Annotated in this window: 24 protein-coding genes and 1 other annotated feature; of the genes, 19 read left to right on the top strand and 5 right to left on the bottom strand. The window is 56.5% G+C overall.

Annotated elements, in window-relative coordinates; translation table 11 throughout:
- Positions 1-102 precede the first annotated feature (102 nt).
- Entirely contained in the window at positions 103-930 is an 828-nt protein-coding gene (locus B0B07_RS15555) for an STAS domain-containing protein (RefSeq protein WP_084186618.1), read from the bottom strand.
- Positions 931-1,133: 203 nt separating this feature from the next.
- Here B0B07_RS15555 and B0B07_RS08185 point away from each other — a divergent pair, with 203 nt between their 5' ends.
- From B0B07_RS08185 to B0B07_RS08150, 8 genes are all read left to right on the top strand, one after another.
- Entirely contained in the window at positions 1,134-2,120 is a 987-nt protein-coding gene (locus B0B07_RS08185) for an NAD(P)/FAD-dependent oxidoreductase (RefSeq protein WP_076758428.1), read from the top strand.
- Positions 2,117-2,413: a hypothetical protein gene (locus B0B07_RS08180; RefSeq protein WP_076757978.1), complete on the top strand. Its 297-nt coding sequence runs from the start codon at positions 2,117-2,119 to the stop codon at positions 2,411-2,413. The genes B0B07_RS08185 and B0B07_RS08180 overlap by 4 nt, the downstream gene beginning before the upstream one ends.
- Before the next feature lie 127 nt (positions 2,414-2,540).
- Positions 2,541-3,500 (top strand): oxygen-dependent tRNA uridine(34) hydroxylase TrhO, encoded by a 960-nt coding sequence (gene trhO / locus B0B07_RS08175; protein ID WP_076757976.1) that lies wholly within the window; start codon positions 2,541-2,543, stop codon positions 3,498-3,500.
- A 241-nt stretch (positions 3,501-3,741) separates the two neighbouring features.
- Positions 3,742-4,557: a DUF368 domain-containing protein gene (locus B0B07_RS08170; RefSeq protein ID WP_076757975.1), complete on the top strand. Its 816-nt coding sequence runs from the start codon at positions 3,742-3,744 to the stop codon at positions 4,555-4,557.
- 102 nt (positions 4,558-4,659) lie between these two features.
- Positions 4,660-5,334, top strand: coding sequence for an SOS response-associated peptidase (locus B0B07_RS08165; RefSeq protein ID WP_076757974.1), 675 nt, complete (start codon positions 4,660-4,662; stop codon positions 5,332-5,334).
- 242 nt (positions 5,335-5,576) lie between these two features.
- The gene (locus B0B07_RS08160) at positions 5,577-7,391 is read left to right on the top strand and encodes a PAS domain-containing sensor histidine kinase (RefSeq protein WP_076757973.1); all 1,815 of its coding nucleotides are present in this window, start codon (positions 5,577-5,579) and stop codon (positions 7,389-7,391) included.
- Positions 7,392-7,492: 101 nt separating this feature from the next.
- Entirely contained in the window at positions 7,493-8,275 is a 783-nt protein-coding gene (locus tag B0B07_RS08155) for a LysM peptidoglycan-binding and 3D domain-containing protein (protein WP_076757972.1), read from the top strand.
- Between the two features lie 177 nt (positions 8,276-8,452).
- Positions 8,453-9,244 carry a hypothetical protein gene (locus B0B07_RS08150; protein ID WP_076757971.1) on the top strand — a complete coding sequence of 264 codons (792 nt, stop codon included), beginning with the start codon at positions 8,453-8,455 and terminating at the stop codon, positions 9,242-9,244.
- A gap of 74 nt (positions 9,245-9,318) precedes the next feature.
- On the opposite strand, the gene B0B07_RS08145 is transcribed toward B0B07_RS08150, so the two are convergent.
- A complete protein-coding gene (locus B0B07_RS08145; protein ID WP_076757969.1) occupies positions 9,319-10,491 on the bottom strand; it encodes an MFS transporter in 1,173 nt (390 codons plus the stop codon).
- Between the two features lie 257 nt (positions 10,492-10,748).
- Between B0B07_RS08145 and B0B07_RS08140 the strand changes: the two genes are divergently transcribed.
- From B0B07_RS08140 to argF, 3 genes are all read left to right on the top strand, one after another.
- Entirely contained in the window at positions 10,749-11,822 is a 1,074-nt protein-coding gene (locus B0B07_RS08140) for a beta-carotene 15,15'-monooxygenase (protein ID WP_076757967.1), read from the top strand.
- A gap of 72 nt (positions 11,823-11,894) precedes the next feature.
- Positions 11,895-12,980 carry a M42 family metallopeptidase gene (locus tag B0B07_RS08135; protein ID WP_076757964.1) on the top strand — a complete coding sequence of 362 codons (1,086 nt, stop codon included), beginning with the start codon at positions 11,895-11,897 and terminating at the stop codon, positions 12,978-12,980.
- A gap of 152 nt (positions 12,981-13,132) precedes the next feature.
- Positions 13,133-14,095, top strand: coding sequence for an ornithine carbamoyltransferase (gene argF / locus B0B07_RS08130; protein WP_407643866.1), 963 nt, complete (start codon positions 13,133-13,135; stop codon positions 14,093-14,095).
- A 50-nt stretch (positions 14,096-14,145) separates the two neighbouring features.
- Here argF and sspI read toward each other — a convergent pair whose 3' ends face one another.
- On the bottom strand, positions 14,146-14,364 hold the full coding sequence (gene sspI, locus B0B07_RS08125) for a small acid-soluble spore protein SspI (protein WP_076757962.1): 219 nt from the start codon (positions 14,362-14,364) through the stop codon (positions 14,146-14,148).
- A gap of 101 nt (positions 14,365-14,465) precedes the next feature.
- On the opposite strand from sspI, the gene B0B07_RS08120 reads away from it, so the two are divergent.
- The 3 genes from B0B07_RS08120 (at position 14,466) to pheT (ending at position 19,014) form a co-directional block, all read left to right on the top strand.
- Complete coding sequence (locus B0B07_RS08120) at positions 14,466-15,227, top strand: TrmH family RNA methyltransferase (RefSeq protein WP_076757960.1); 762 nt, start codon at positions 14,466-14,468, stop codon at positions 15,225-15,227.
- Positions 15,228-15,275: 48 nt separating this feature from the next.
- Positions 15,276-15,505: a binding site (T-box leader), on the top strand.
- A 44-nt stretch (positions 15,506-15,549) separates the two neighbouring features.
- On the top strand, positions 15,550-16,587 hold the full coding sequence (gene pheS / locus B0B07_RS08115) for a phenylalanine--tRNA ligase subunit alpha (RefSeq protein ID WP_076757958.1): 1,038 nt from the start codon (positions 15,550-15,552) through the stop codon (positions 16,585-16,587).
- A 15-nt stretch (positions 16,588-16,602) separates the two neighbouring features.
- On the top strand, positions 16,603-19,014 hold the full coding sequence (gene pheT, locus B0B07_RS08110) for a phenylalanine--tRNA ligase subunit beta (RefSeq protein ID WP_076757956.1): 2,412 nt from the start codon (positions 16,603-16,605) through the stop codon (positions 19,012-19,014).
- Between the two features lie 182 nt (positions 19,015-19,196).
- On the opposite strand, the gene rnhC is transcribed toward pheT, so the two are convergent.
- Complete coding sequence (rnhC, locus tag B0B07_RS08105; RefSeq protein ID WP_076758424.1) at positions 19,197-20,144, bottom strand: ribonuclease HIII; 948 nt, start codon at positions 20,142-20,144, stop codon at positions 19,197-19,199.
- Between the two features lie 130 nt (positions 20,145-20,274).
- On the opposite strand from rnhC, the gene zapA reads away from it, so the two are divergent.
- From zapA to B0B07_RS08080, 5 genes are all read left to right on the top strand, one after another.
- The gene (gene zapA, locus B0B07_RS08100; RefSeq protein WP_076757945.1) at positions 20,275-20,535 is read left to right on the top strand and encodes a cell division protein ZapA; all 261 of its coding nucleotides are present in this window, start codon (positions 20,275-20,277) and stop codon (positions 20,533-20,535) included.
- A gap of 5 nt (positions 20,536-20,540) precedes the next feature.
- On the top strand, positions 20,541-21,080 hold the full coding sequence (locus B0B07_RS08095; protein WP_076757943.1) for a CvpA family protein: 540 nt from the start codon (positions 20,541-20,543) through the stop codon (positions 21,078-21,080).
- 49 nt (positions 21,081-21,129) lie between these two features.
- On the top strand, positions 21,130-22,833 hold the full coding sequence (gene polX / locus B0B07_RS08090; RefSeq protein ID WP_076757942.1) for a DNA polymerase/3'-5' exonuclease PolX: 1,704 nt from the start codon (positions 21,130-21,132) through the stop codon (positions 22,831-22,833).
- A gap of 31 nt (positions 22,834-22,864) precedes the next feature.
- Entirely contained in the window at positions 22,865-25,225 is a 2,361-nt protein-coding gene (locus B0B07_RS08085; RefSeq protein ID WP_076757940.1) for an endonuclease MutS2, read from the top strand.
- 99 nt (positions 25,226-25,324) lie between these two features.
- Entirely contained in the window at positions 25,325-25,738 is a 414-nt protein-coding gene (locus B0B07_RS08080; RefSeq protein ID WP_076757939.1) for a DUF350 domain-containing protein, read from the top strand.
- Here B0B07_RS08080 and B0B07_RS15250 read toward each other — a convergent pair.
- A complete protein-coding gene (locus tag B0B07_RS15250) occupies positions 25,731-25,904 on the bottom strand; it encodes a hypothetical protein (protein ID WP_159438434.1) in 174 nt (57 codons plus the stop codon). The genes B0B07_RS08080 and B0B07_RS15250 overlap by 8 nt on opposite strands.
- Positions 25,905-25,963: the final 59 nt, after the last annotated feature.

Genomic DNA, 25,963 nt, shown 5'->3' with positions numbered 1-25,963 from the left:
CATTTCCCATTCTTCATGATTCACCTGGCTTTTTCAATGGCCCGTTAAAATTTCCATAAAAAAAAGCCTCATTCGAGGCAACGAAAGAGGCGGAAGGGCATGTCAGCCATAAATTTCAAGGGCGTCCATCAGTGTGGACTGTGTTTTGGTATCTTTGAAATCGATTCCTAGCTGGACCGCGGTCTGGGCGATTTCCGGCCGGATTCCGGACAGAACCGTTTCTACGCCGATCAGCCGGAGCGCATCGATGAGCTGGAATATTTGATGGGCCACCATCGTATCCACGATCGGAACCGCCGAAAGATCGATGAACAATTGATCGAGCTTTTGCCTGGAGGCCTGGTCAAGCGTCGTTTCTAGGATCACCTTGGCCCGGTAAGTATCGATGTCACCGACGATCGGCAAGATTCCGATTCCGCGCTTGACCGGGATGACCGGGCTGCTGAGTTCCGTGATCATCTTCTGCTGGGATGCAAGGATCTTCTCATGTGCTTCCTCGTAGTGCCGGGCAAAATTCTCGGAGATGTATCCAAAGGCGTCATTGACGAGATTGCTCCAATAAAAAGCTTCTTCGATTGTAAAACCTTCTCTTGCGGACATGATGAAGTCCTTTACAAAATTCCAATAGGTGCTTCGGATCCTTCTGAACTGTGCAATGGTCTCTTCTATGGATATGCCGTTCCTGACCCAATCAGCCGCAACCGATTCTGCCCACTCATTAATATGTATGTTGAATGATTGTTCGTTTTCGATGAATAGGGAAGATACAGCCTCGATGAGCGCATTATGCTGCAGCCGCATTTTTTCCTTGTCCTCGATATTGAATGTGTAAGCCGTCCCGTCGCCAGCACTGGAATCGATCCACCGACGTGCAAGTTCATCCTTGTTTGCCATCATATGGTCATAGATTTCCTGCTGATGTTTCCCCAAGATATGACAACCTTTCAATTAGAAATTATTCAGCCGGCAAGCGCCGCCTCACCATTGTATCCCAGTACCCGTTTGGGATGCACGGGAAACGTCCGCCAGGCGAAAGATAGGGCATTGTATTTTCTATCCTTGACGGTTGCGGTTATAATATTCACTGAAAAGAATTCTCGATTGGATATAAGCATGAGGAGTTGACTTAATTGATAAATGAACAGGATATTTTTGATATTACGATAGTGGGAGGCGGACCGACCGGTCTCTTCGCTTCTTTCTATGCCGGCATGCGCGAGATGAAAGTGAAGATTCTCGACAGTCTTCCTCAACTTGGCGGACAGTTGTCGGAATTGTATCCGGATAAATTCATCTATGACGTCGGAGGATTCCCAAAAATCCTGGCCAAAGACCTCGTTGACAATCTGGTGGAACAGGCGCAATACGGCAAACCCGAGGTCTGCCTCGGAGAAACCGTCCTGGCAGCCAACCGGGACGGCGAGCTCTTCGTCATCGAAACGGACCAGGGTGTCCATTACTCCCGCACGGTCCTCATCACAGCCGGCGTCGGCGCCTTCCAGCCGCGCAAGCTGAATGTGGAAGGTGCCGAGACGTTCGAGGGCAAGAGCCTGCACTACGGCGTCAAGGACCTCTCCAGCTTCTCGGACACGGAAGTGCTCGTATGCGGCGGCGGGGACTCTGCGGTCGACTGGGCACTCATGCTTGAGGGGACTGCGAAGAAAGTGACGCTCGTCCATCGGCGCGAGCGGTTCACCGCACATGAGACGAGCGTGACGAAATTGCATGATTCGTCTGTGGAAGTGAAGACGTCCCATAACGTGAAAATCCTGCAGGGTGAAGAGGGGAAACTGAATGAAGTGGTGCTCGTCGGCAAAGACGGAAGCGAAACGGAGCTTCACGCGGACCATGTGATTGTCAACTACGGGAACGTGTCATCCCTCGGGCCGCTGAAAGAATGGGGTCTGGAGATGGACAAAAACTCCATCCTCGTCAACACGAAGATGGAAACCAACATCGAGGGAATCTACGCGGCGGGTGACGTCACGTCCTACGACGGAAAAGTCAAGCTGATCGCCGTCGGACTGGGTGAAGCGCCGATTGCCGTCAACAATGCGAAAGCTTATCTTGACCCGAAATCCCGCGTGCAGCCGCTCCACAGTACGTCTGTGTTCAAATGATTCCTCACAGCGACCGGGTGGCGTCCATCCGATATGTGAAGGTCAAGCGGCGCATCCACTGGCTCGAGCAGAAGGCGGAGCGGCATGAGTACGAACTGACGCTCACGCCGGCAGCCATCATTTCCCATGAACGCAGTTTTCGGATGAATAGCGTGACGGACATCAGTTGCAGGCCGGCGACCGCGACAAGCTGGTTTCTATATCTGCATACCATTGAAGGGTTGTTTGCGTTCGAGACGGAAGACGCCCCCCACACGTTCATCAGCCGTTATCAAGGGATGAAAAACCGATAAACACTGCAGCCCGCCTCTTACATGGCGGGCTGTCCGCCGTGTTTCGGACTATCCAAGCGGCCATTAATTTGTTATATTGGTGAGTGGCATTTTTTAATCCAAAGGAGAAAGGGAATGGTGTCGGATTATGGGAAAATTCACACACAGAGTCCTGCTGTATTATAAATACGTGCCGATTGAGGATCCGGAGACCTTTGCGGCGGAGCATCTTGCATTTTGCAGAGAGCTCGGCCTCAAAGGACGGATCCTCGTCGGGGAAGAAGGCATCAACGGTACATGCTCGGGCACGATCGAGCAGACGCAAAAATATATGGACGCCATGCATGCAGACAAACGGTTCAGCGACCTCGTGTTTAAAGTGGACGAGACGGAGGGCCATGCGTTCAGGAAAATGCATGTCCGTGCACGCAAGGAAATCGTCAACCTGAGCCTTGAAGAGGACATTGATCCGAACGAGCTGACAGGCGAATACCTGGAGCCGGCTGAGTTCCTGGAAGCGATGCAGGACGAGAATACCGTCGTCCTCGACGCGCGGAACGATTATGAATACGATCTCGGACACTTCCGCGGTGCCATCCGGCCGGAAGTCGAGACGTTCCGTGACTTGCCGGATTGGGTGCAGGAAAACCGGGAAATGTTCGAAGGAAAGCGGATCCTGGCTTATTGCACAGGAGGGATCCGCTGCGAGAAATTCACGGGATGGCTCAAGCGCGAAGGGTTTGAAGACGTCGGTCACCTTCACGGAGGCATTGTCACCTACGGAAAAGACCCGGTTGCAAAAGGGCAGCTGTGGGACGGACAATGCTACGTGTTCGACGAACGGATCGCCGTGCCGGTCAATCAGGTCGAGCATGTGGTCGTCGGACGCGACCACTTCGACGGGACGCCATGCGAGCGGTACGTCAACTGTGCCAACCCTGAATGCAACAAGAAGATTCTCAGCTCGGAAGAGAATGAACTCATCCACCGCCGCAGCTGCTCCGACGAATGCCGCGAGCATCCGCGGAACCGCTATTTCCTCGAGACCGGCATGACCGAAGAGGAATGGCGCCAAAAAGTCGATGAACTGACCGCCTCCAAAAACTGACCGGGTTTTCGGCAGGCCGGTGATCGGCTGATATCACCCGAAAGCAGGGACTCCGGATACTACCGCGGAAAGCGCGGCCGGCGTTCTTGCTTTTTTAATGTGCGGCACACAGGCATCCGGCCGGCTCCAGTCATGCTCCCTCTGCCCGGAATACATTTATCATTCTGGCATCATGCGATTGGAGACATGATATACTGTCTAAGGAGTTTTTAACTGGAAGTCTGGAAGGATTGATTTCGACATGCAATGGAAAAATATTTACCGGGGACTCATGATGGGCATCAGTGATCTGATTCCGGGTGTGAGCGGAGGAACCGTCGCGCTCATTCTCGGCATCTACGACAATCTGCTGAAGGCGATCAACGGGTTCTTCAGCAGGGACTGGAAAAAACAGCTCGGCTTCCTCGTGCCGCTCGGAATCGGGATCGGCGGGGCACTTCTCCTGTTCAGCCGCCTGATTGAATACTTGCTTGCCAATCACGTCGTGCCGACCCAGTTCTTCTTCATCGGCCTCGTGCTCGGGGTGCTCCCGTTTCTCGCCAGGGAATCGGGGATGAAGCGCAATTTCCGTCCGATCCACTACGTGATCCTCGTCATCATCGGCATTGCCCTCGCGGCGACGGCATTCCTCAATCCGTCCGACAGCGAGCCGATCCGGGAACTGACCGGGTCGAAGGCGGTGTTCCTGTTCTTCTCCGGCTGGCTCGGCAGCATGGCCATGTTGCTTCCAGGCGTCAGCGGATCATTCGTCCTGCTGCTGCTCGGCGCGTATTCCACAGCCATTGCCGCGCTGTCCAACTTGAATCTGCCGATCATCGCCGTCATCGGAGCGGGGGTTATTGTCGGATTCATCGTCAGCAGCAGGATCATCCATTACCTGCTGAATACTTTCCCGTCCTTGATGTACGCAGTCATCATCGGACTGATCGCCGGCTCTGTATTCGTGATTTTCCCTGGCCTGCATTCCGGTCCCGGATCATTGGCTGTCAGTGCAGTCACGTTCCTCGCCGGATTGCTGTTTACGGTCTGGCTCGGAAAAGTGGATGCCAATCGGTGAACAGAGAATAGCCGGTCCTCCTGATTACAGGGGGACCGGCTTTTCGTTTTCCGGGATACGCATGATGGAGGTGTGGTAAAGTGACAAAAAGGAGGGATTCCGATGTGCGGAAGATTCACTTTGTATGTACCGTATGCAGAACTGATCGAGCGTTTTTCCGCAACTGCTGCAATCGTCGAATCCGATTACGAAGCAAGCTACAACATCGCGCCATCCCAGCAGGTCGTGGCTGTCATCAATGACGGTAACCGGAACCGGCTTGGCAAATTAAAGTGGGGACTGATCCCGAGGTGGGCGGATGACCCGAAAATCGGAAGCCGGCTCATTAATGCAAGAGCCGAGACGGTCGCAGACAAGCCCAGCTTCAGGGAAGCTTTCAAAAGGCGCCGGTGCCTGATCCCGGCAGATTCCTTTTACGAATGGAAGAAGGCGGACGGGCAAAAAAAACCGATGCGGATCCGCCTGAAGGGGGAGGAAGTATTTGGCATTGCGGGCCTGTGGGAAACCTGGGTTTCTCCGGACGGCGAGAAAGTGCATTCCTGCACGGCCATCACGACGAAGCCGAACGGGCTGATGGCGGAGATCCATGATCGGATGCCCGTCATTCTCCCGAAGGAAAAGGAAGCGCTGTGGCTGGATCCGGGAAACCGGGACACCGAAGCGCTCCGGGAACTGCTCGTACCGTTTGATGCAGCGAGAATGGAAGCGTACGAAGTATCTCCCGGAGTCAACTCTCCGAAGAACAACGGCCCGGAATTGATTGTTCCTTATTGCTGAAGGCGGCGCTCCGCGTTCATCTGAATAAAAATTCCTGTTTTAACCGCTTCATGAATTCCAAGCATGGCAACCCTGAAAAGCCGGAAGAGTTTTACTTTCCGGCTTGTTTGTATATTCCATTTCTGCAATCGTTCTTGTATACTAATTTTAATCTGAATATTCGTCCGTTACTTTCGTTGGAACTATGTACCAAAGGTCCTAGTTCTTTCGATGATTTCGCCATGGAAGAGGTCGATAAAAGAATGAAAAAGTTGAAGGATGATCTCCGGTACCTATTGGCGGCGGAAGGCACGGGATTACAATACTTTCTCATTGATGCGAGACGGAAAGGCTACTGGTTCATCATGCCGGACGGGGAGATATACCATGACTCGAACACGGTGCTCTCCAACAAGTCCATAGAGGAAATGGTTCACCGGGACGATGTTCCCCTGATTTATTCAAGGATGCAGGAAGCGACCGAAGGAGAGCGCTTTGTCCCGTTCACGTTCCGGGTTGCCGACAGAGGATATGATCCTTACTATGTTAGGGAATTGAAAGCCATAGAGGAGGATCTGTTCCTGATTGGCTTGTTTCCGGTCGTTCCGAGGCCAGCCGGTCTGGCACTGGATGATAAGCCGACGGCATGGAACAGTCCCTTTTTTGAACTGATCGACGAGGCGGCAATCATGATGTCGGTTGACGGGGTGATCTTGGATGTCAATGAGTCATTCGTAAAGGAATTCGGCTGGAGTGCCTGTGAACTGCTCGGCAGGCCCATTCCGATCATCCCGAAGGAACTTGAGCATGAATTCAAGGTCGGGAGCATGCGGCTGATATCGGGAGAACGGAATTACCGGCTGGATACGGTGCGGTTGAGGAAAGACGGCTCGCGTGTGCCGGTGCATGTTCAGGCGTTTCCGGTCTACGGCGAGAAAAACCGGGTCAGGGCATTTTTTGTGCTGTTCATATCCCGTGAGGCAATGCTGGCCAGCCGGTCGCTGATCCGCCTTCAGGAGCGGATCATCCATGACCGCGACCAACTGATCGTCGACATTATGGATAACGTGGACATCGGATTGGCGCAGTATGACTGCGTCCAGGAGAAATATATCTATCTGAATCCCGCGATGGAAAGACTATTCGGTCTTCCTCTCAATGAATTGTACGCGGACCCGATGTCCATCAGGAGAAATCTTCTGGATGAGGACAAGGAGGCGGCCGGGGACTTTTTGGAGGGAATCAGCAATGAAACGCGGGAGATCGAATTCAGGATACACGGAACGGAGGAACAGGTCCGCTGGCTCCGCACAAAATTCATCCGGGTCGAAGATGATGAAGGAGAGGCCGTCCGGCTGGTCACCTTCACTCAGGACATCACCGATCTCAAACATAGTCTGGAGCTTACTCAAAAGTGGGAGAAGCTCGGTGTGGTCGGCCGCCTGGCCGCAGGGATCGCGCATGAAGTCCGGAATCCGCTCACGTCGGTGAAGGGATTTGTCCAGCTCCTCGGGGAAGGGGAGGCCAACCCGTTCGCCGGGATCATCCTCGACGAGCTGAGCCGGATCGAGCTGATCATGGATGAATTCCTCATGCTCGCCAAGCCGCACCAGGAAACGGAAATGAGAGATTACGACCTGAATGAAGTGCTTCACGAAGTCACCCAGCTGCTGAAGGCCGAAGCGCACATGCACGGGAGCAGGATCCGGTTCAGGAAAACAAAGAATCCGGTCTGGGTCAATTGTGAGGCGAAACAGATCAAGCAGGTGATCATCAACTTCGTCAAAAATGCAATCGAAGCCATGCCGGACGGAGGCACCGTGCGTGTAAAACTGATCTCCGGGAATCCGACGGTAAAAGTACAGGTTTCCGATGAAGGGGTCGGCATTCCGGCGGATCGGCTGCACCGATTGGGGGAGCCGTTTTATTCGAACAAAGAAAAAGGGACGGGCCTCGGCCTGATGACAAGCTATAAAATCATTGAAAACCATGGAGGAACCATCCGATTCAGCAGTGTCGAAGGCGAAGGGACCATGGCGGAAATTGAACTTCCGTGTAGTATTCTAGCAAATAATTAATAGTGTAATAGTTTTGTCTCCTGATCTTCATCGTTTTGTCATATTCCTGAAACATTGGCGTGGTAGAGTGGGTGTCGTTGAAGAAAGGAGACATCCAAACTATGAAAAAAAGTTTGATTGCACTGACTGCGGCACTTACTCTCGGGGCAGGAGTTGGAACTGCCTCCGCAGCAGAACACACGGTAGCCAAAGGGGACACGCTCTGGTCGATCTCGCAGGCGAATTCGGTCACGGTCGGACAATTGAAACAGTGGAACTCCCTTTCCTCTGATCTCATTTATCCCGGCGAAGTTCTCGTGACTAGCCAAAACCAGGCACCGGCTGTTTCGCAAAAGCCTGCAAAACAGCCCGTACAAGCGTCCAAACCGGCTGCATCGGCCGCAACATATACAGTAAAAAGCGGTGATACGCTTTACAGAATTGCAACGAACCACAGCATGAGCGTCAATACTCTCATGTCCCTGAACGGGCTCGGCAGCACCCTGATCTATCCGGGCGACCGGCTGAAGGTTTCCGGAACGCCAGCGAAATCCGGAACACCGGCGAAATCAGGAAGCTCCGCAACCCAGACGAGCGCACCTGCTCCGTCGGCATCACGTGAACTGTCTGTCCGTGCCACGGCTTACACCGCATACTGTGCGGGCTGTTCCGGCGTGACGGCAACCGGCATTAATCTCCGGGCAAACCCGAATGCCAAAGTCATTGCCGTTGATCCAAGCGTCATCCCGCTCGGCACGAAAGTCTGGGTTGAGGGATACGGGGAAGCGATTGCCGGAGATAAAGGCAGCGCGATCAAAGGCAACCGCATCGATGTATTCATCCCGAATAAGGAACGTGCACTCCAGTGGGGTTCCAAGACAGTGAAAGTGAAGATCCTCAACTGATCACGGTTATTCCAATAGAGCCGCCCGGACAGGCAGAGATGCCTGTCCGGGCGGCTTTTATGTGTTTTTGTCCGAAACGTTGGGCTTGCTGCCGTGAATATGGCCGGCGCCGTGAAATGAAACCTTTCCTGCAAAGTTCCGTAAACCAGATAGGGAGTAAGGGAACGGAGGGTCCAAATGCTGTTCGTGATGATTTCAATTCTGGTTTTTTCGGCTCCATTCATATGGACTTTAGTGACCGCGATTGATTACAAAAAAGGAAAGCGGGATCAGATAGCCTGGAAGCTTCCAGGCATCTTGCTCATTCTGCTGACACTCGGCAGTCTATTGATCCAAATTTATTTATTCAACAAATACGGGTTTCCGATTTTCCAGACCACACTGGAGACGATCATCAGTCTGGCGATCCCCCTTATTGTCGCTGGCGTCGTCCTGCTCGCGAATTTGCTGACCACGTTCACAGTGGGCAGGCAGATGGAGAAGTCGGTACATGATCCCAAAACGGTGAACTACATTGCATTGGGCTTTGCGGCGGCTCTATTGGCCAACTCGTTGGTCGCAGCGCCCACCGGCAAAAAAATAGCCTTTGCCGCATCGATCGATCAAGCGATGGCGAATACTGAGAATGCCGATGCAGAGGAGTTTTCCGTGGTGCTGGTCAGTTCGGAAAGAGGATGCCTGCGCTATAATGCAAGTTGCCGGAGCGCCCCGTACAGCAACCAGTTTTTCGTCAAGAACCATTCAGGCGAAACAAAGGAAGTACAGGTGAAGATCCGTGCCCTGAGCGGCAGCAACAAAGAAATGAAAGTGATCGATTCCAGGATCATGACGCTGAAACCGAATGAACTCCGCCTGCTTGAAACCGAAGAAACCTCAAGTGATTCCAGCGTCTGGAACCAATATTCGTTCGAAACGGACCATCGGACCGTGTCTCATCAGCACATGGTGCGTTTCCGGGATCCGTCATAATGAGATCCGGATGAAAATAGACACGGGCGCCCCCATCGCATAATGATTGGATCATGCGGTGGGGGCGCCCGTTTTTATACGCGGTTTTCCGAAGTCCGGCCGGTCTTGCGTACACTGGACAGTCCTGTGACAATGTACAGTGCAACGGCGAGCATAAGGGCGCCCGTCAGCGTGAACGCGCCCTTGAACCCGATGCCGAGCCACCCGATCAGCCCCGAACCCGCGACGACCCCGATGGAGAAAAACGCATAAAAGTATCCGTAGGCTTTGCCCCGGTACTCGGCTTCCGTGGAATCGATGAGCAGGGAGTTGATGGACGGGAACAGGAAAGCAAAACCGGAACCGTACAGCATCATGCTCACATAGAGGGGGAGCATGCCGGACGAAACGGAAAGGAACAGCATGCTGATCCCCATCACCGTGATTCCGAAGGCCAGGGTGGACATCGGCCGTAGCCGGTCGAACAGCCGGTTCGTCGGAAGGACAAAGATGAGGATCGCCACGAGACCGAATATGCTGAGCAGCATGCCGCTCGTTTTCGTGTCATATCCGAGCGCTTCCACTTTCAGCGGGAGGACCAGTGCCAGTACGCCCTGTGAGAACATGAGGAAAAATGCGCCTGCAAACGCGCGCATGACACCTTTATTCCCGAAAAGTTTCCGGACCGGATACCGGGTGTCCGCAGTCTTTCCGGGGGTCTTCCGGTGTGACGGTCCGGTGCGCAGCAGGAAAAATGCCGTGACGGCGAGGATCATCATGATGCAGCCGTTCAGGGTCATGATGATAGGGGCGCCGTGTGTCGAAGCAAGAATCCCGCCCGTAGCCGGACCGGCTATGGCTGCCAGTCCGACGAACGCTCCGGAAAGCGCGACTTTCCGTCCGCGTTTCGATCCCTCGGCACGGTTTGCGATGAACGTGAATGCCGCCGGAACGATCAGCCCTTCCATGAAGCCGTGGAGCACCCGGACTGTGAGAAGCGCCTCGGGGTCTGTGGCAAACGCGTAGAGGAACAGGGCAACGGACGAAAGAGCGAGACCGCTGATGAGTACAATGAATGGGCCTTTCCGGTCGGTGACAAACCCCGATATGACATTGCCGACCGTGTTGGCGAAAGAATAAATCCCGACGACGAGCCCGGTTACGAATGGGGTCGCCCCGAGTGCCAGGGCGTGCGGGCTCATGACCGGCAATTGGCTGAACAGATCAAAGAACGAGAAGAAAACGATCAGATAAACGAAAACCTGCATGATGTCGCTCCATTTCATTCATTACTTGGCCGGACTACCTTAAATGTATCATCATCAAGATTGCCAGTCACGGAGCAGGTGTACACGGACCCGTCTCCGTGCGCATGTGGATGAGGACGCTGTTTCCCGGAACCGCTGAATTCAGCTGGGGCGAAGATTCACATTTCATCCTTTTTTACACGGGCCGGACGTCCGCTGTGTACCCGGAATCTTGTTATAATGTTCAAAAACATGAGGGAAATCGGGGAGGGAGAGAGTTGGAGAAAACCCGGCATCAAACCCAATCGGTCTGGCTTCTGCTTTTGCTTCTGGTGCTAGCATCCAACACGATATTGTACAGGACGGGAATCGGCAGCCGTGTTCTTGAGGGTGCGGCAACGCACGGTGTCGTCGCAGGTTCGCTTGTGGACTTCGCGATCGTGGCCCCGCTGCTGTATCTTGCCTGGAGGAAGAAGTTCACATGGAAATCCTTTTTGGCAGGGGCGGCAATCGGTCTGATTGCTGCCCGGTTCATCATTCCTGCAGAATCCCTCGGGAGATTCGAAACGCTCACCTGGGCGGGCTTCGCAGCAGAAGGCGCCCTGCTCCTCCTGGAGGTCTGCCTGCTGGCCTCACTGTTTGTCTACCTGCCGTCGATCATCCGGTCGGCGCGGTCGGACCGCGCACCGTGGCTGTTCTCATTTCCCGCAGCCGTCGACAGGCACGTTCGGAAGCACCCGCTCATCCAGGCCATCTGTTCTGAGATGCTCATGGTTTACTATGCATTTGCGTCCTGGAAAAAGCATCCTCCTTCCGGGGAGCGGAGTTTCACTCTTCATCGAAAAACCAGTTACATCGCATTTCAGGTCATGCTCATCCATGCCATCGTCATTGAAACCCTCGGCATCCACTGGTGGCTGCATGACCGGTCGCTCGTCCTCTCGGTGATCCTGCTCCTCCTCAATATTTATTCAGTGGTGTATTTCATCGCGGAGATCCGGGCGGTCGTCCTCACGCCCGTCCAGTTTGACGGCGATTCGCTTTATCTCTCGCTCGGCCTGTCGAAGCGGATGAGCATCCGGTACGGTGACATTGCCGCAATCGAGCTGATCAGCCGGGACAGCCCGCCGAAGACTCAGGACGGCACGATCGAGTTCATTGCGCGTGATTTCGAGACGCTTCCGCCGCATGCCGTCCTCAGGCTCGCCCGCCCGTGCGAGGCCGTGCTGTTCATGGGGATCCGGAAGAAGTATGACCAAGTCCGCATCCGGCTCGATGAACCCGACCGCTTTGTCAGGAAGCTTGAACGGGAGACGGGCCTGCGTGCGGCAGAACCGTGTCCGCCGCGATAACGAAATGTTTTGAAAAGAGAAGGCCGTTCCTCTATAATGAGACCGTTCACAATCGATTAGGAGGTCGAAAGAATGGCGCAGCTTGATGATCAGCTTCAGATGCTGAAAGACCTGACGGATGCGAAAGGCACCCCGGGCAATGAACGCGAACCGCGCGAAGTGATGAAACGCTTTATCGAACCGTTTGCGGACTCGATCGGATATGACGGGATCGGCTCACTCATCGCCGAGAAGAAGGGCGGAGAAGGCCCCCGCGTGATGGTGGCGGGCCACCTCGATGAGGTCGGCTTCATGATTTCCAAAATCGACGATAAAGGCTTTCTCAGCTTCCAGACGGTCGGCGGCTGGTGGTCCCAGGTCATGCTGGCCCAGCGTGTCACGATCGTCACGCGCGAAGGCAGGGAGCTGACCGGCGTGATCGGTTCGAAGCCTCCGCATATCCTCTCGGCGGAAGCGCGCAAAAAGCCGGTCGACATCAAGGACATGTTCATCGACATCGGTGCATCTTCCAAAGAAGAGGCCCTCGAATGGGGCATCCGGCCCGGGGATATGGCGGTGCCGTACTTTGAATTCACCGTCATGAACAATCCGGATTACCTGCTGGCCAAGGCATGGGACAACCGGATCGGCTGTGCCATCGCCATCGACGTGCTCCGCGGACTGCAGAAGGAATCCCACCCGAATACCGTGTTCGGCGTCGGGGCGGTGCAGGAAGAGATCGGACTGCGCGGCTCCGGCACGGCAGCCAGGAAAGTGAAGCCGCATATCGGGTTTGCGGTGGATGTCGGCATTGCCGGCGATACGCCGGGTGTCTCCTCCAAAGAAGCGGAAGGGAAGCTCGGAAGCGGCCCGCAGATTGTTTTATACGATGCCTCGATGGTGTCCCATAAAGGCCTCCGAGATCTCGTCGTCGACACCGCCGAAGAGCACGGGATCCCATACCAGTTCGAACTGATTCCCGGCGGCGGCACCGATGCCGGCTCGATCCACCTTGCGAACGAAGGGGTGCCGTCCCTCGCCATCTGCATCCCGAGCCGCTACATCCACAGCCATGCCGCAATGCTCCATAAGAAAGACTATGAACACGCCGTCAAGCTTCTGATTGAAGTGATCAAAAAACTTGATGACGAAACAGTTGAACGGATCACCTTCAGCTGAGATGCAAACTGCCCCGCGGGTCTATGCCGACCTGCGGGGCAGTTTCGATTTGTTCGGAGAATTGATTCAAAAGACGCATAAATATCCGCTTGCCTTAATATACATACAAATGTATAATCATTCAATAAGATGAATGAGGAAGGGGCGGTCTCATGTTCATGACAGGAATGCAGGAAATGACGCTGGTGGAGAGCCTGAAGGGAGAGGACCTCCTGACGCTCGGAGAACTGAAGACAGAGGAAGTGGAAGGGCTTGTCGAACTGGGATATGTCCTGAAGAAGCTGGCGAAGGAAGGACGCTATCCGAAGCTGCTGGCCGGGAAAATTCTTGGGATGATCTTTGAGAAGCATTCGACTCGCACAAGGATTTCATTCGAATCCGGGATGATCCAGCTCGGAGGCCATGCGATGTTCATGAATTCGCGTGATCTTCAGATCGGCCGCGGAGAGTCGGTCAGCGATACTGCCCACGTCCTTTCCGGTTACCTGGATGCCATCATGATCCGTGCGAACAAGCATACGATGGTCCGGGAGCTGGCGGACGTGGCGGCCATTCCCGTCATCAATGGACTGACGGACATTTACCATCCTTGCCAGGCACTCGCCGACCTGCTGACGGTCCGTGAGGTGAAGGGCGGCCTGAAGGGCCGGAAGATCGCTTACGTCGGCGACGGGAACAATGTCGCGCATTCCCTGATCCTGGCGGCCGCGCACAGCGGCATGGAAATTTCCGTGGCGACGCCGGAAGGCTATGAGCCGTCTCCGGATGTGATGGAGCACGCGACTGCGATCGCCGGTTCGACCGGCGGCCATGTCTCCTGGACTTCCGAGCCGGCCGAGGCGGTGAGACAGGCGGATGCCGTTTACACGGACGTCTGGACGAGCATGGGGCAGGAGGAGGAAACGGCGCAGCGCCTGGAGGCGTTCAAGGGCTTCATGGTGGATGATGACATGGTGGCCCATGCGAAGCCGGATTACATGTTCCTCCATTGCCTGCCCGCGCACCGAGGGGAAGAAGTGGCCGCGTCGGTCATCGACGGTCCGAATTCCCATGTGTTCCGCCAGGCGGAAAACCGCCTGCACGCCCAGAAGGCCGTGCTGGCGTCGGTATTGTGAGACCTCTACAGAAAGGGCCGTCCGGTTTTCCCCGGACGGCCCTTCCCATTTCACTGGACCTTGTTGCCGAACACGGCTTCAAGTCCTGATGTGATTTTGTTTTTTTCCGCCTGATCGGCTTGCTGCCAGTACTTCTCGAAAAATACGCCGAGCCCCGGAAGCAGATGCTCTTCGCCGCGGGTAATGGCATCATCGATCACACCCTGTATGTCCTGGGCTGAATTGCCGGTCATGTTGGCGGAAATGGCGTCACGGATCTGGAAATTCATCTTCATCACCCTCCTGCGCGCATTTTGTCCGTTTCGCTCGCCGGCTATACGTCCCGTTTGATAAACTGGATTCATTAAGGACCAAGAAGGTGGCAGACGCATTGAAACGGATTGAATCAACGCAGAATTCGCTCGTGAAACATTGGAAAAAGCTCGTGAACACGAGAAAGGAACGGGACAAGACCGAAGAGTTCCTCGTGGAAGGCGAGCATCTTGCGGAAGAGGCGCTGAAGAGCGGGGGAAGCGTGCTCGCCTTGATTTTTCGGGAAGGAACGGACCTGCCGGTGCATTGGGATACAGCGGGCGTGGAACTGATCGAAATTACGCCGGATGTCGAAAAAGAGATCACGGACACGGAGCATCCGCAAGGCGTCTATGCGCAGTGCAAGACCCCTTCCTACGACGAGTCGGAGAAGCAGGCATGGAAGTCGGTGCTGCTCATCGACGCGGTGCAGGACCCCGGCAATGTCGGCACGATGATCCGGACGGCGGACGCGGCGGGCATCGATGCCGTCTTTCTCGGGAAAGGGTGCGCAGATCCGTTTGCACCGAAGACCGTCCGTTCTGCGCAGGGGTCCCATTTCCATATTCCGGTCATCCGGGGCGAACTCGGTGGAGAGATCGACCGGCTGAAGGAAGCGGGGATCCCGGTATACGGAACCGCGCTTGAAGGTGCGGTTCCGTACGATGAGCCGGGACGGAGCGATGAATTTGCATTGGTCGTCGGAAATGAAGGAAGCGGGGTGGATCCCGGCCTGCTCGCCAAGGCGGACCGCCGACTCATGATTCCGATCCGAGGACAGGCCGAGTCGCTGAACGTCGCGGTCGCGGCCGGCATTCTCCTGTACGCCCTCAAAGAATAAAACGGCTTGCCCGGCCGCGCAGCTTCGGCTATACTGGGAATGAATAATCGAAAAACATTGAGCGGGAAGAGTAGACGTCCCCATCTGCCGACAGGGAGCCTGCGCCATTGACTGGAAGCGCGGGCGGCCGGATGCCGTCGAAGTTCACCCCGCTAGTTGCCGCCGGGACCAGCAGCTGCTGTAAAGGCGGGCCGGCGAACAGGCCGTTATCCTGTCCGAGTGGCCGCAAGTGTCTGCGGCAATCAGGGTGGTACCGCGAATTCAGCCTCGTCCCTTTTATAGGGGCGGGGTTTTTATTTTTTTCTCGAAGGGAGCAATTTGAATGGAGCAGCAACTGAATCAACTGAAGGAGGAGGCGCTCGGCGCCATCCGTTCGGCGGACAGCGTCAGGTCGCTGAACGACATCCGGGTCAAGTACCTGGGCAAGAAAGGCCCGATCACCGACCTGCTCAAAGGCATGGGCAAACTGCCTGCGGAAGAACGTCCGAAAATGGGCGCGCTCGTCAATGAAGTCCGCGGCAAGGTGACGGAGGTGCTCGAGGCACGCATGGCCGTACTTGAAGAAGAAGCGGTATCGCGCAAGCTGGAAGCGGAAGCGATCGATGTGACACTGCCCGGGACGCCTGCCGGAACCGGAAACCATCATCCGCTCACACGCATCGTGGAGGAGATCGAGGACTTCTTCATTTCCATGGGCTATGAAGTCGCGGAAGGCCCGGAAGTCGAGAAGGACTACTATAACTTTGAGGCACTGAACCTGCCCAAGGGGCACCCGGCCCGGGACATGCAAGATTCGTTCTACATCACCGAAGATGTCCTGCTCCGCACCCATACTTCGCCGGTCCAGGCAAGAACGATGGAAGCGAAGGAAGGCCAGCCGTTCCGGATCATCTGCCCGGGGAAAGTGTACCGACGGGACAACGACGATGCCACGCACTCCCACCAGTTCACGCAGATCGAGGGGCTCGTCGTCGGGGAAAACATCCGGATGAGCGACCTGAAGGGGACGCTGGACCGCTTTGCGAAGAAAATGTTCGGGGAGGAGCGGGAGATCCGGCTCCGCCCGAGCTACTTCCCGTTCACCGAGCCGTCCGTCGAGATGGACATCTCCTGTTTCAAATGCGGCGGAGAAGGCTGCAACGTCTGCAAAGGCACAGGCTGGATCGAGATCCTCGGAGCGGGAATGGTCCATCCGAACGTTCTCCGGATGGGCGGCTATGATCCGGACGTCATGTCCGGCTTTGCATTCGGCATGGGTCCAGAGCGGATCGCCATGCTGAAATACGGCATCGACGACATTCGTCATTTCTACACGGACGACGTCCGTTTCATTGCCCAGTTCCACAGGGCGGAAGGCTGAGGAGGGAATTTTGAGATGAAGGTATCATTGAACTGGCTGAACGATTACGTGGACATCGGAGAAGTGTCTCCGGCCGAACTCGCAGAGAAGATCACCCGGTCCGGAATTGAAGTCGACGCCGTGGACGACCGGTCGGAAGGCCTGAAGAACATCGTCGTCGGCTATGTGCTGGAATGCAGCAAGCATCCGCAGGCGGATAAGCTGAATGTCTGCCGGGTGGATGTCGGCGAAGAAGCGCCCGTACAGATCATCTGCGGGGCACCGAACGTCGCTGCGGGACAGCATGTCGTCGTCGCCCGTCCGGGAGCACGGCTTCCGGGCGGCATCAAGATCAAGAAGGCAAAACTCCGTGGAGAAGAGTCGCACGGGATGATCTGCTCGCTGCAGGAGCTCGGATTCGACGGGAAAGTCGTGCCGAAGGCGTACGCGGACGGCATTTATGTACTGCCGGAATCGGCGGAACCCGGATCTGACGCCCTGGCGATCCTCGGGCTCGACGATACGGTGCTCGAACTCGATCTGACGCCGAACCGCGCGGACGCCCTCAGCATGCTCGGCGTCGCCTATGAAGCCGGCGCAATCCTGTCGCAGGAAGTGAAGCTTCCGGACACTTCCCACGGCGAAACCGGGGATCCGGCATCCGGAATGCTGAACCTCCGGATCGATGCACCGGAAGCCAACCCGCTCTACGGGGCCAAGGTGGTCCGCAACGTCAAGGTGGGCGAGTCGCCGGACTGGCTGAAAGCGAGGCTGATGGCGGCGGGTGTCCGTCCGCTCAACAACATCGTCGACGTCACGAACTATGTCCTCATCGAATACGGCCAGCCCCTCCATGCGTTTGACTATGACCGGCTCGGAACCGGTGAAATCGTCGTCCGCCATGCCGGGGAAGGAGAGACGATCGTCACCCTCGACGGTGCGGAACGCAAGCTCCAGCCGCACCATCTGCTCATCACGAACGGCCGCGAGCCGGTCGCAATTGCGGGCGTCATGGGCGGTGCCAACTCGGAAGTGCATGACGGCACGACGTCCGTCGTCATCGAGGCGGCCTGGTTTGACCCTGCGTCCGTCCGCAGAACGTCCAGGGAACTCGGACTCCGCAGCGATGCCAGCACCCGGTTTGAAAAAGGCGTTGATCCGAACCGCGTGCTGGCGGCAGGCGAGCGCGCAGCGGCCCTCATGGAAGAATTGGCCGGCGGGGAAGTCATGGCCGGCACGGTCCTGTTCGACGAACTGGACAAAGAGCCCGTCCGCGTGACGGTCTCCCCGGACTTCATCAATGAGCGTCTCGGCATGAAGATCCCGTTTGAAGACATGGAGAAGATTCTCGGCCGCCTCCAGTTCCCTTATGAAGCCGTGAACGGCCTGTTCGTCATCGATGCTCCGACACGAAGAGGGGACATCGCCATTCCGGAAGACATCGTTGAGGAAATCGCCCGGCTGTACGGCTACGATGAAATTCCGAAGACACTTCCGGTCGCCGAGTCGATTCCCGGCGGGCTGAATCCGTATCAGGCGAAGCGCCGCGTGGTCCGCCGCTTCCTGGAAGGGGCCGGGCTTTATCAGGCCATCACGTACTCGCTCACATCCGAAAAGGAAGCCCAGAAGTTCGCGCTGGACACAGCTCCCGTGACGAAGCTGCTCATGCCGATGAGCGAAGAGCGGAGCACGCTCCGCCAAAGCCTCCTGCCTCATCTGCTCGAGGCGGCCACCTACAACACGGCACGGCAGGCCGGCTCCGTCGCACTCTATGAAACCGGGTCTGTCTTCCTTGCCGAAGGCGCAGACGGCCTGCCGGTTGAAGTGGAGCATGCCGCGGCTGTCATCACCGGCGACTGGTCGGGAAGCGAATGGCAGGGAAGCAAGCGTCCGGTCGACTTCTATGCGGTCAAAGGCATCGTGGAAGGCATGTTGGACCTGCTGGGCCTGACCGGCAGGCTGTCATTCCGAAAAGGGGAAATGGCCGGGTTGCATCCGGGCCGGACGGCTGATGTGCTCTTGGACGGAGAACGTGTCGGCATCATTGGACAGCTCCATCCGTCCGAACAGAAGGCGCGTGACCTGAAAGACACGGTCGTCATGGAACTCAACCTGGAAGAAGTGCTCCGCAAAGAGAATGAGCCGCTTCTTTACCGGCCGGTACCGAAATTCCCTTCGGTCAGCCGGGACGTGGCACTCGTCGTGACCAAGCCGACGGAGTCCGGAACGCTGGAATCCGCCATCCGCTCGAGCGCCGGAAACCTGCTGAAGGAAGTCCGCGTGTTCGATGTCTATGAAGGGGACAAGATGGAGGAAGGCATGAAGTCGATCGCCTTCTCCCTCACCTACCAGGACCCGGAACATACGCTGACCGATGAAGAAGTGACCGAAGTCCACCACCGCGTCATCGAAGCACTCGAAGCCGAAGGCGCGAAAGTGCGCAGCTGATCGGATCAAAATGAAACGCCCTGCCGATTTTCCCGGCAGGGCGTTTTTTCTGCTAAGACCGATTCGCCTGTCTAAGAGATTGATTCGTCCGTCTTGGAGACCGATTGCGCTTGCCAAGAGTCCGATTCGTCCTATACCGGGCTTTCGGAAGAGCATCCCGGGAACTGTTTCCCGTCAATCCGTCAGCGGGTCCGTCTCTTTGCTGCAAGCGCCGCAGCTTTTCCGGTATTGGCGAAATGCCGTTTCGTGATCGAGGCGAGGAATTCGTCTCCTTTTCGGAGCAGGATCTTCGCCGCCGCCTCGTCCACCGGCTTGCCGGCACCTTTTGGCAGCGTGGTACCGGCCAGTCCGCTCAGGCGGTCCATTTCCTCCAGGAAGGCGACGCGGGCGAGAATCGATGCGCAGGCGACCGAGGCGTGCAGGTTCTCCGCCTTTGTCGAGAACAGTACATTCTCCCGGATGATCTCCGGTTCGCCGGCAATGTGCCGATAGTAGATTCCGCGCTCGGCGAACTGGTCGATCAGGATGTAGTCCGGCTTTTCGCCGTCCAACTTCCTCAGGACATGCCGGAGCGCCTGGTTGTGCAGAAGCGCCTTGATCTTCCCCTGTGACCAGCCGCTTGCCTGCACGGTATTGTACTTTTCGTTCGGCAGCACGAGGACGCTGTTCGGGAAGGCCGCCTTGATCTCCGGCCCGATGCGCCGCATGAGCGGGTCGTTGAGCATCTTTGAATCTTTGACGCCGAGCTCCTCTGCGAGCGCGACTTTATCAGCCGGCACGTAGCAAGCAGCCACCGTCACAGGGCCGAAGAAATCCCCCGTGCCCGTCTCGTCCGATCCGAGCACGGACATCCGGGCCAGCCCGTCAGGCAGGCGATCACCCTTCGCCGCCGGCTTTTTGGCTGCAGCGGACAACTCCGCGCCTGCGGATGATGCCCATTTTGCCGCTTCCGCTTCACCGGCTGCTCCCTGGAACATCACCTTTCCGGACTTGTAGGCCGTGATCGCCGCTCCGCCCGTCTTTGCGGCGAACACGACGCCCGGCGCCCGGCGTTCGACCCTTGAATCCGCATAGTGGTCCATCAGCCGCTGCATCTGCACAGTGTCCATCTTAATGACCGTATTCGACATCTTCTCATCCTTCCATCCCGTGCAGATCCGGCCGGTCCGCAAAAAGGACATCGGGCCGTTTTCCGTCCTACACATTGAATCTGCTTTCATGGTATTATGGTGTATAGGATTTTTCAAGGAGGTGGCGGGAGTGACTGAACCGGAAAAAATCCGTGTGGCCGTTGAAATCTATGGCCAGACGTACCAGATGGTCGGAACGGAGAGCGGCAGCCATATGCGCCTCGTCGCTACGCTCGTGGATGACATGATGCGCGAAATCTCCTCGAAAAATCGGTCGCTCGATACAACGAAAATTGCCGTGTTGACGGCAGTGAACACTGTGAACGATGCTATCAAGCTCAAAGATCGGATCAAAGAGCTTGAAAATGAACTGAAATTGCTGAAGGGTTGACGCGCATGCTTGATTTAATCATTGTTTTTGTTCTGCTCGGAGGACTGATCGCCGGCTTCAAGCGCGGCCTGATCGTCCAGTTCATACATATGGTCAGTTTCATCGTCGCGCTCATCGTGGCCTGGGTCTACTACAAGCCGCTTGCCGAGAAATTTGTCCTCTGGATCCCCTATCCGGCGGTGGAAGCCGGCAATTCCCTGAAGATCGCATTTGGAAGCATCGACTTTGACCAGACATTCTACAGGCTGCTTGCGTTCGTCTTCATTTTCATGGCCGTCAAGCTCGTCCTGCAGCTGCTGTCGTCGATGCTCGATTTCCTGAAATACTTGCCGGTCCTCGGGTCGGTAAACGCGTTTGCAGGGGCTGCACTCGGATTTGTGGAATTTTACCTGATCCTCTTTTTCCTGCTCTATGTTTTTGCCATGCTGCCCATCCCGTTTGTGCAGGACAGAATCGATTCCTCGATCTTGTCGGGGGCAATCCTGGAACACACGCCGCTCATTTCCGAAGCGGTGAAGAACTGGTGGTACATCTATCTGAAATGAGCTTCCCTCCCGCGAGGGGAGCTTTTTAGCCGAAAGAGGAGGTTTTCGCATGAACAAGAAAATCATCATCCGTACGCTTGAGGAAATTGCGCTCCATATGGAACTGCTCGGTGAGAATCCGTTCAAGGTCGGGGCGTTCCGGAAGGCGGCGGGCGTGCTGGAGCAGGATCCGAGAAGTCTTGCCGAGATGGATGATATCCTGTCGCTTAAGGGAATCGGGAAAGGGACGGGCGCCGTCATCACAGACCTGATGGAAAAAGGGGAGTCCGACCTTCTGGCCGAGCTCCGGGAAGAAGTTCCGGACGGCCTCATCCCGCTGCTCAAGATTCCCGGGCTCGGCGGGAAGAAGATCGCCAAGCTCCATCAGGAACTGGGGATCGATTCCGCCGGATCGCTGAAGGCGGCCTGTGAGGACGGCCGGGTGAGCCAGCTTCCGGGCTTCGGCAAAAAGACCGAAGAGAAGATTTTGGCCGAACTGGAGACGTTCGGCCGGCGTCCGGACAAGCTGCCGCACTGGGAGCTCGAGTCGGTTGTCCGACTCGTCGAGACTGCGCTGCTCGCGATACCCGAAGCAGAACGCTTCCTCGTGACCGGCAGCTATCGCAGAATGGCGGAGATGAGCAGTGACCTCGACTTCATCGTCGTGACGGAAAGTCCGGAACGGGTGACGGAAGGGCTCATGAACTCGCTGCCGGTGCTTGAGACGATCGGTTCGGGCGATGCGAAGCTGTCGGTGACGATCGACGCGGAAAACCCCGTCGATGCGGATTTCCGGTTTGTCGCCGAAGAGCAGTTCGCAAGCGCCATCCATCATTTCACCGGCGCGAAGGAACACAATGTCAGACTACGCCAGCTGGCAAAGGAGCGCGGGGAGAAGATCAGCGAGTACGGTGTGGAGCAGGAGGACGGCACGGTGTTGACGTTCAACTCGGAGGAAGAGTTTTTTGCCCACTTCGATTTGCCGTTCTTCCCGCCGGCCGTCAGGAAAGACGGTCGGGAGTTCGGTCGGACAGAGGAGCTCAAGGGGCTCATCCGGCCGGAAGACATCCGCTCGGATCTGCATATGCATACGGTCTGGTCCGACGGAGCGGAGTCCGTCCGTGAGATGGCGGAGGCCTGCAGGGAACGCGGCTATAGCCATATCGTCATTACGGACCACTCCCGCTATCTCCGGGTCGCGAACGGACTGACGCCTGAACGGCTCCGTGAGCAGATCCGTGAAGTCCGCGAGGTCGATGCGGAAATGGACGGCATCACCGTCCTTTGCGGGACCGAGATGGACATCCTCCCGGATGCGACGCTGGATTTCGATGACGGGCTGCTGTCGGAGCTGGATTTCGTCATCGCTTCGATCCACTCGAATTTCAACCAGCCTCGCGAGAAGATCATGGAGCGGCTTCACGCCGCAATCTCCAATCCCCATGTGGACATGATCGCGCATCCGACCGGCCGCATCATCGGCCGCCGGGAAGGCTATTCGCCGGATCTGGAGCAACTGATCGAATGGGCTGCACAATACGGGAAGATCCTCGAACTGAACGCGAATCCGTACCGGCTCGACATGGCGGAAGAATGGCTGGAGCTCGCACAGAAGAAAGGGGTTCCGATCGCCATCAACACCGATGCGCATAGCGTCGGACAACTCGGTTATATGGAAACCGGCGTCCGGTATGCCCAGCGTGCCTGGCTGAACCGGGACCTTATTGTCAATACATGGAGTCTGGAGCGGTTTCTCGGTCACTTGAAGGGCTGAGGGCCGCGATGCAAGAAAGGAAGTGGAGCAGATGGACCCCAGAGTCCTGAAAACTCTCGAATTCGATAAAATCCGTGACGGGGTGACGGCGCATTGCACGTCTGTTCTCGGGAGGAGCCGCATCTCCGAACTGGTCCCGTCCGGCGACATGGCGGAAGTGAAGGCGCTCCTGGAAGAGACGGACGAGGCACTCGCCATCTACCGGATCCGGGGCAATGTGCCGATGGGCGGCCTGTTCGACATCCGTCCGTATGCGAAGCGGGCTCAGGCAGGCGGCGTGCTTGGCGCCGTTGAACTGATGGAAACGGCAAGCTCGATACGCGCGGGCCGGATCCTGAGACAGTTTCTGGAGGCGATCGGGGAAGACGGCGAGATCGACATCCCGCTGTTCCTCGCGAAAAAAGAGGAAATGCCGGTCCTGACCGCGCTGGAGCATGAGATCAACGCCTGCATCGATGACAACGGAAAGGTCGTCGACAGCGCCTCATCCGCGCTCCGGTCCATCCGGCAGCAGCTGAGGGCCCAGGAAGGCCGGGTCCGGGACAAGCTCGAACAGTACACACGCAACAATGCAAAAATGCTGTCCGACTCGATCGTGACGATCCGGAACGACCGGTATGTCATCCCGGTGAAGCAGGAGTACCGGACGCATTTCGGCGGCATTGTCCATGATCAGTCATCATCGGGCCAGACGCTGTTCATCGAACCGGATGCCGTCGTCCAGGCGAACAATGAAATCCGCCGGCTGAAGATGAAAGAGCATGAGGAGATCGAGCGGATCCTCCGCATGCTGTCCGAACAGGTGCAGGGGCATTCACATGAATTGTTCATCCTCATCCGGATTCTCGGAGACATGGATGCGGTACTGGCAAAGGCAAAATACGGCATGGCCGAAAAAGCGACCATCCCGTCCGTGAACAACGACGGATACATCCGGCTCGTGAAGGCTCGGCACCCGCTGATCCCGAGGGAAGAAGCGGTGACGAATACGATCGAGTTCGGACGGGAAACGACGGCGATCGTCATCACCGGGCCGAACACGGGCGGAAAGACCGTCACGCTCAAGACCGTCGGGCTCTGCATGCTCATGGCACAGGCGGGCCTTCCGATCCCGGTGCTGGAGGGGTCGGAGACGGCCGTGTTCGACAAGGTGTTCGCGGATATCGGCGACGAGCAGTCGATCGAGCAGAGCCTGAGTACCTTCTCTTCCCATATGGTGAATATCGTCGGAATCCTCGAACGGTTCGACGAGCGGTCGCTCGTGCTGTTTGACGAGCTCGGTTCGGGCACCGACCCGCAGGAAGGGGCGGCGCTGGCCATCTCGATCCTCGACGAAGTGCATGGCCGGGGCGCCCGTGTCATGGCGACGACCCACTATCCGGAACTGAAGGCGTACGGCTACAACCGGCCGGGCGTCGTGAATGCGAGCGTCGAATTCGATGTGGAAACGCTCAGCCCGACCTACCGGCTCCTGATCGGGGTGCCGGGACGGAGCAACGCTTTTGAAATCTCGCAGCGGCTCGGACTGCCGGAACACATCATCCGCCATGCGAAAACATTCACGGGCGAAAACCGCCATGAAGTCGAAACGATGATCACCTCGCTTGAAGCGAGCCGGGTCCAGGCGGAGAAGGATGCTGAAGAAACGGCGAGGGTGCGGCGCGAGTCCGAGGCACTTAGGTCCGATCTTGAAACGCGTCTGTCCCAGTACGAAACAAAAAAAGAGTCGCTCGAAGAAAAGGCAAGGGAAAAAGCGAAGAAAATTGTTGAGGATGCACGCCGGGAAGCGGAGTCCGTCATTTCCGAGCTGCGCGCCATGCGCCTCAACGCCGGCGCGCAGGTGAAGGAGCACGAACTCATCGAGGCGAAAAAGCGTCTGGAGGGGGCTTCACCGGCAGAACCTCTTCATAAAAAGGCAAAAGGGAAGGCCAAGTCTCCGAAGCACGAGCTCCAGTCCGGCGACGAGGTGAAGGTGATCAGCTACGGCCAGAAGGGGACCCTCATCGAGAAGGCGGCGGACGGGGAGTGGCTTGTCCAGATCGGCATCCTGAAAATGCGGATCCATGAAACCGACCTCCAGTGGGTGAAGCCGGAAAAGGCCAAAGAGACGGTCACCGTCACGAACGTCCGCGGCCGGTCCGGAGACGGGGTCAAACTCGAACTCGACCTCCGCGGAGAGCGGTATGAAGAAGCGATCCGGCGGACAGAGAAATACATCGACGACGCACTCCTTTCAAACTACCCCCGCGTCTCGATCATCCACGGCAAAGGCACCGGTGCCCTGCGCGAAGGCATCCAGAAATACCTTCGGCGCCATCCGCGCGTCAAAAGCTATCGGTTCGGAGAAGCCGGCGAAGGCGGGTTCGGCGTCACGATCGTGGAATTGAAGTAAGCGCGGGCCGCTTGATCCGGACATGCTTTTAATTTAATCTGAAACCTTACCGGCGGTTCCGACGTATAGAAAGACTAAAACGGCAAAGGAGCCAACTGTATGCTGCTATCCGGCTTTTGGACACATCCGCTCGTTGAGTCGGCGGGCTACTTCAGCGTCACAGTTCTCTGCCTCATCGTGGCGATGGTGATATTTGAACTTGTGACGAAGTATAAGAACTGGGAAGAGATCCAGAACGGCAATCTCGCAGTGGCACTCGCGACCGGCGGCAAGATCTTCGGCGTCGCCAACATATTCCGCCACTCGATCCAGCAGCATTCCAGCCTGCCGGAAATGCTGCTCTGGGGGCTGTTCGGGTTCGGACTCCTCATCATGGCCTACTGGCTGTTTGAATTCCTCACCCCGAAGTTTCATATAGATAAGGAAATCGGCGAAGACAATCGGGCCGTCGGATTCATTTCGTTCATCATCTCGGTCGGCCTCAGCTTCGTCATCGGGGCGAGCATCACTTGATCACCCGATCTGCCGGTGAACGATCGAAAGGGCGGTAAATTGAATTGGATATGGTTAAACTTGCAAAACTGCTGCTTCTGATCTGTGCCGGATTCATCATCGTCGGCATCTGGTGGCTGTTCTTCAAATAAAAGCGCGGATTTCCGCGCTTTTCATTTTTGAGCATTGAAAGCGCCTTCAGACTTGTGTATTCTTAAAATAGGAATATTCTAACGATTGAAGAGG

Origin of the sequence: Edaphobacillus lindanitolerans, assembly GCF_900156305.1 — a bacterium.
GTDB classification, from domain to species: Bacteria; Bacillota; Bacilli; order Bacillales_A; family Planococcaceae; genus Bhargavaea; species Bhargavaea lindanitolerans.
Note: the sequence above shows the minus strand (reverse complement) of the source record. Positions and strands in the feature narration are given on the sequence as shown.

Bases quoted from the DNA above. Each gene is read 5' to 3' on its own strand.
- trhO (WP_076757976.1), top strand. From the start codon at position 2,541: ATGGGAAAATTCACACACAGAGTCCTGCTGTATTATAAATACGTGCCG.
- rnhC (WP_076758424.1), bottom strand. From the start codon at position 20,144: ATGTCGAATACGGTCATTAAGATGGACACTGTGCAGATGCAGCGGCTG.
- B0B07_RS08180 (WP_076757978.1), top strand. From the start codon at position 2,117: ATGATTCCTCACAGCGACCGGGTGGCGTCCATCCGATATGTGAAGGTC.
- B0B07_RS08080 (WP_076757939.1), top strand. From the start codon at position 25,325: ATGCTGCTATCCGGCTTTTGGACACATCCGCTCGTTGAGTCGGCGGGC.
- argF (WP_407643866.1), top strand. From the start codon at position 13,133: ATGTTCATGACAGGAATGCAGGAAATGACGCTGGTGGAGAGCCTGAAG.
- B0B07_RS08135 (WP_076757964.1), top strand. From the start codon at position 11,895: ATGGCGCAGCTTGATGATCAGCTTCAGATGCTGAAAGACCTGACGGAT.
- B0B07_RS08095 (WP_076757943.1), top strand. From the start codon at position 20,541: ATGCTTGATTTAATCATTGTTTTTGTTCTGCTCGGAGGACTGATCGCC.
- B0B07_RS08155 (WP_076757972.1), top strand. From the start codon at position 7,493: ATGAAAAAAAGTTTGATTGCACTGACTGCGGCACTTACTCTCGGGGCA.
- sspI (WP_076757962.1), bottom strand. From the start codon at position 14,364: ATGAATTTCCAGATCCGTGACGCCATTTCCGCCAACATGACCGGCAAT.
- polX (WP_076757942.1), top strand. From the start codon at position 21,130: ATGAACAAGAAAATCATCATCCGTACGCTTGAGGAAATTGCGCTCCAT.
- B0B07_RS08160 (WP_076757973.1), top strand. From the start codon at position 5,577: ATGAAAAAGTTGAAGGATGATCTCCGGTACCTATTGGCGGCGGAAGGC.
- B0B07_RS08145 (WP_076757969.1), bottom strand. From the start codon at position 10,491: ATGCAGGTTTTCGTTTATCTGATCGTTTTCTTCTCGTTCTTTGATCTG.
- B0B07_RS08150 (WP_076757971.1), top strand. From the start codon at position 8,453: ATGCTGTTCGTGATGATTTCAATTCTGGTTTTTTCGGCTCCATTCATA.
- pheS (WP_076757958.1), top strand. From the start codon at position 15,550: ATGGAGCAGCAACTGAATCAACTGAAGGAGGAGGCGCTCGGCGCCATC.
- B0B07_RS08165 (WP_076757974.1), top strand. From the start codon at position 4,660: ATGTGCGGAAGATTCACTTTGTATGTACCGTATGCAGAACTGATCGAG.
- B0B07_RS08085 (WP_076757940.1), top strand. From the start codon at position 22,865: ATGGACCCCAGAGTCCTGAAAACTCTCGAATTCGATAAAATCCGTGAC.
- pheT (WP_076757956.1), top strand. From the start codon at position 16,603: ATGAAGGTATCATTGAACTGGCTGAACGATTACGTGGACATCGGAGAA.
- B0B07_RS08170 (WP_076757975.1), top strand. From the start codon at position 3,742: ATGCAATGGAAAAATATTTACCGGGGACTCATGATGGGCATCAGTGAT.
- B0B07_RS15250 (WP_159438434.1), bottom strand. From the start codon at position 25,904: ATGCTCAAAAATGAAAAGCGCGGAAATCCGCGCTTTTATTTGAAGAAC.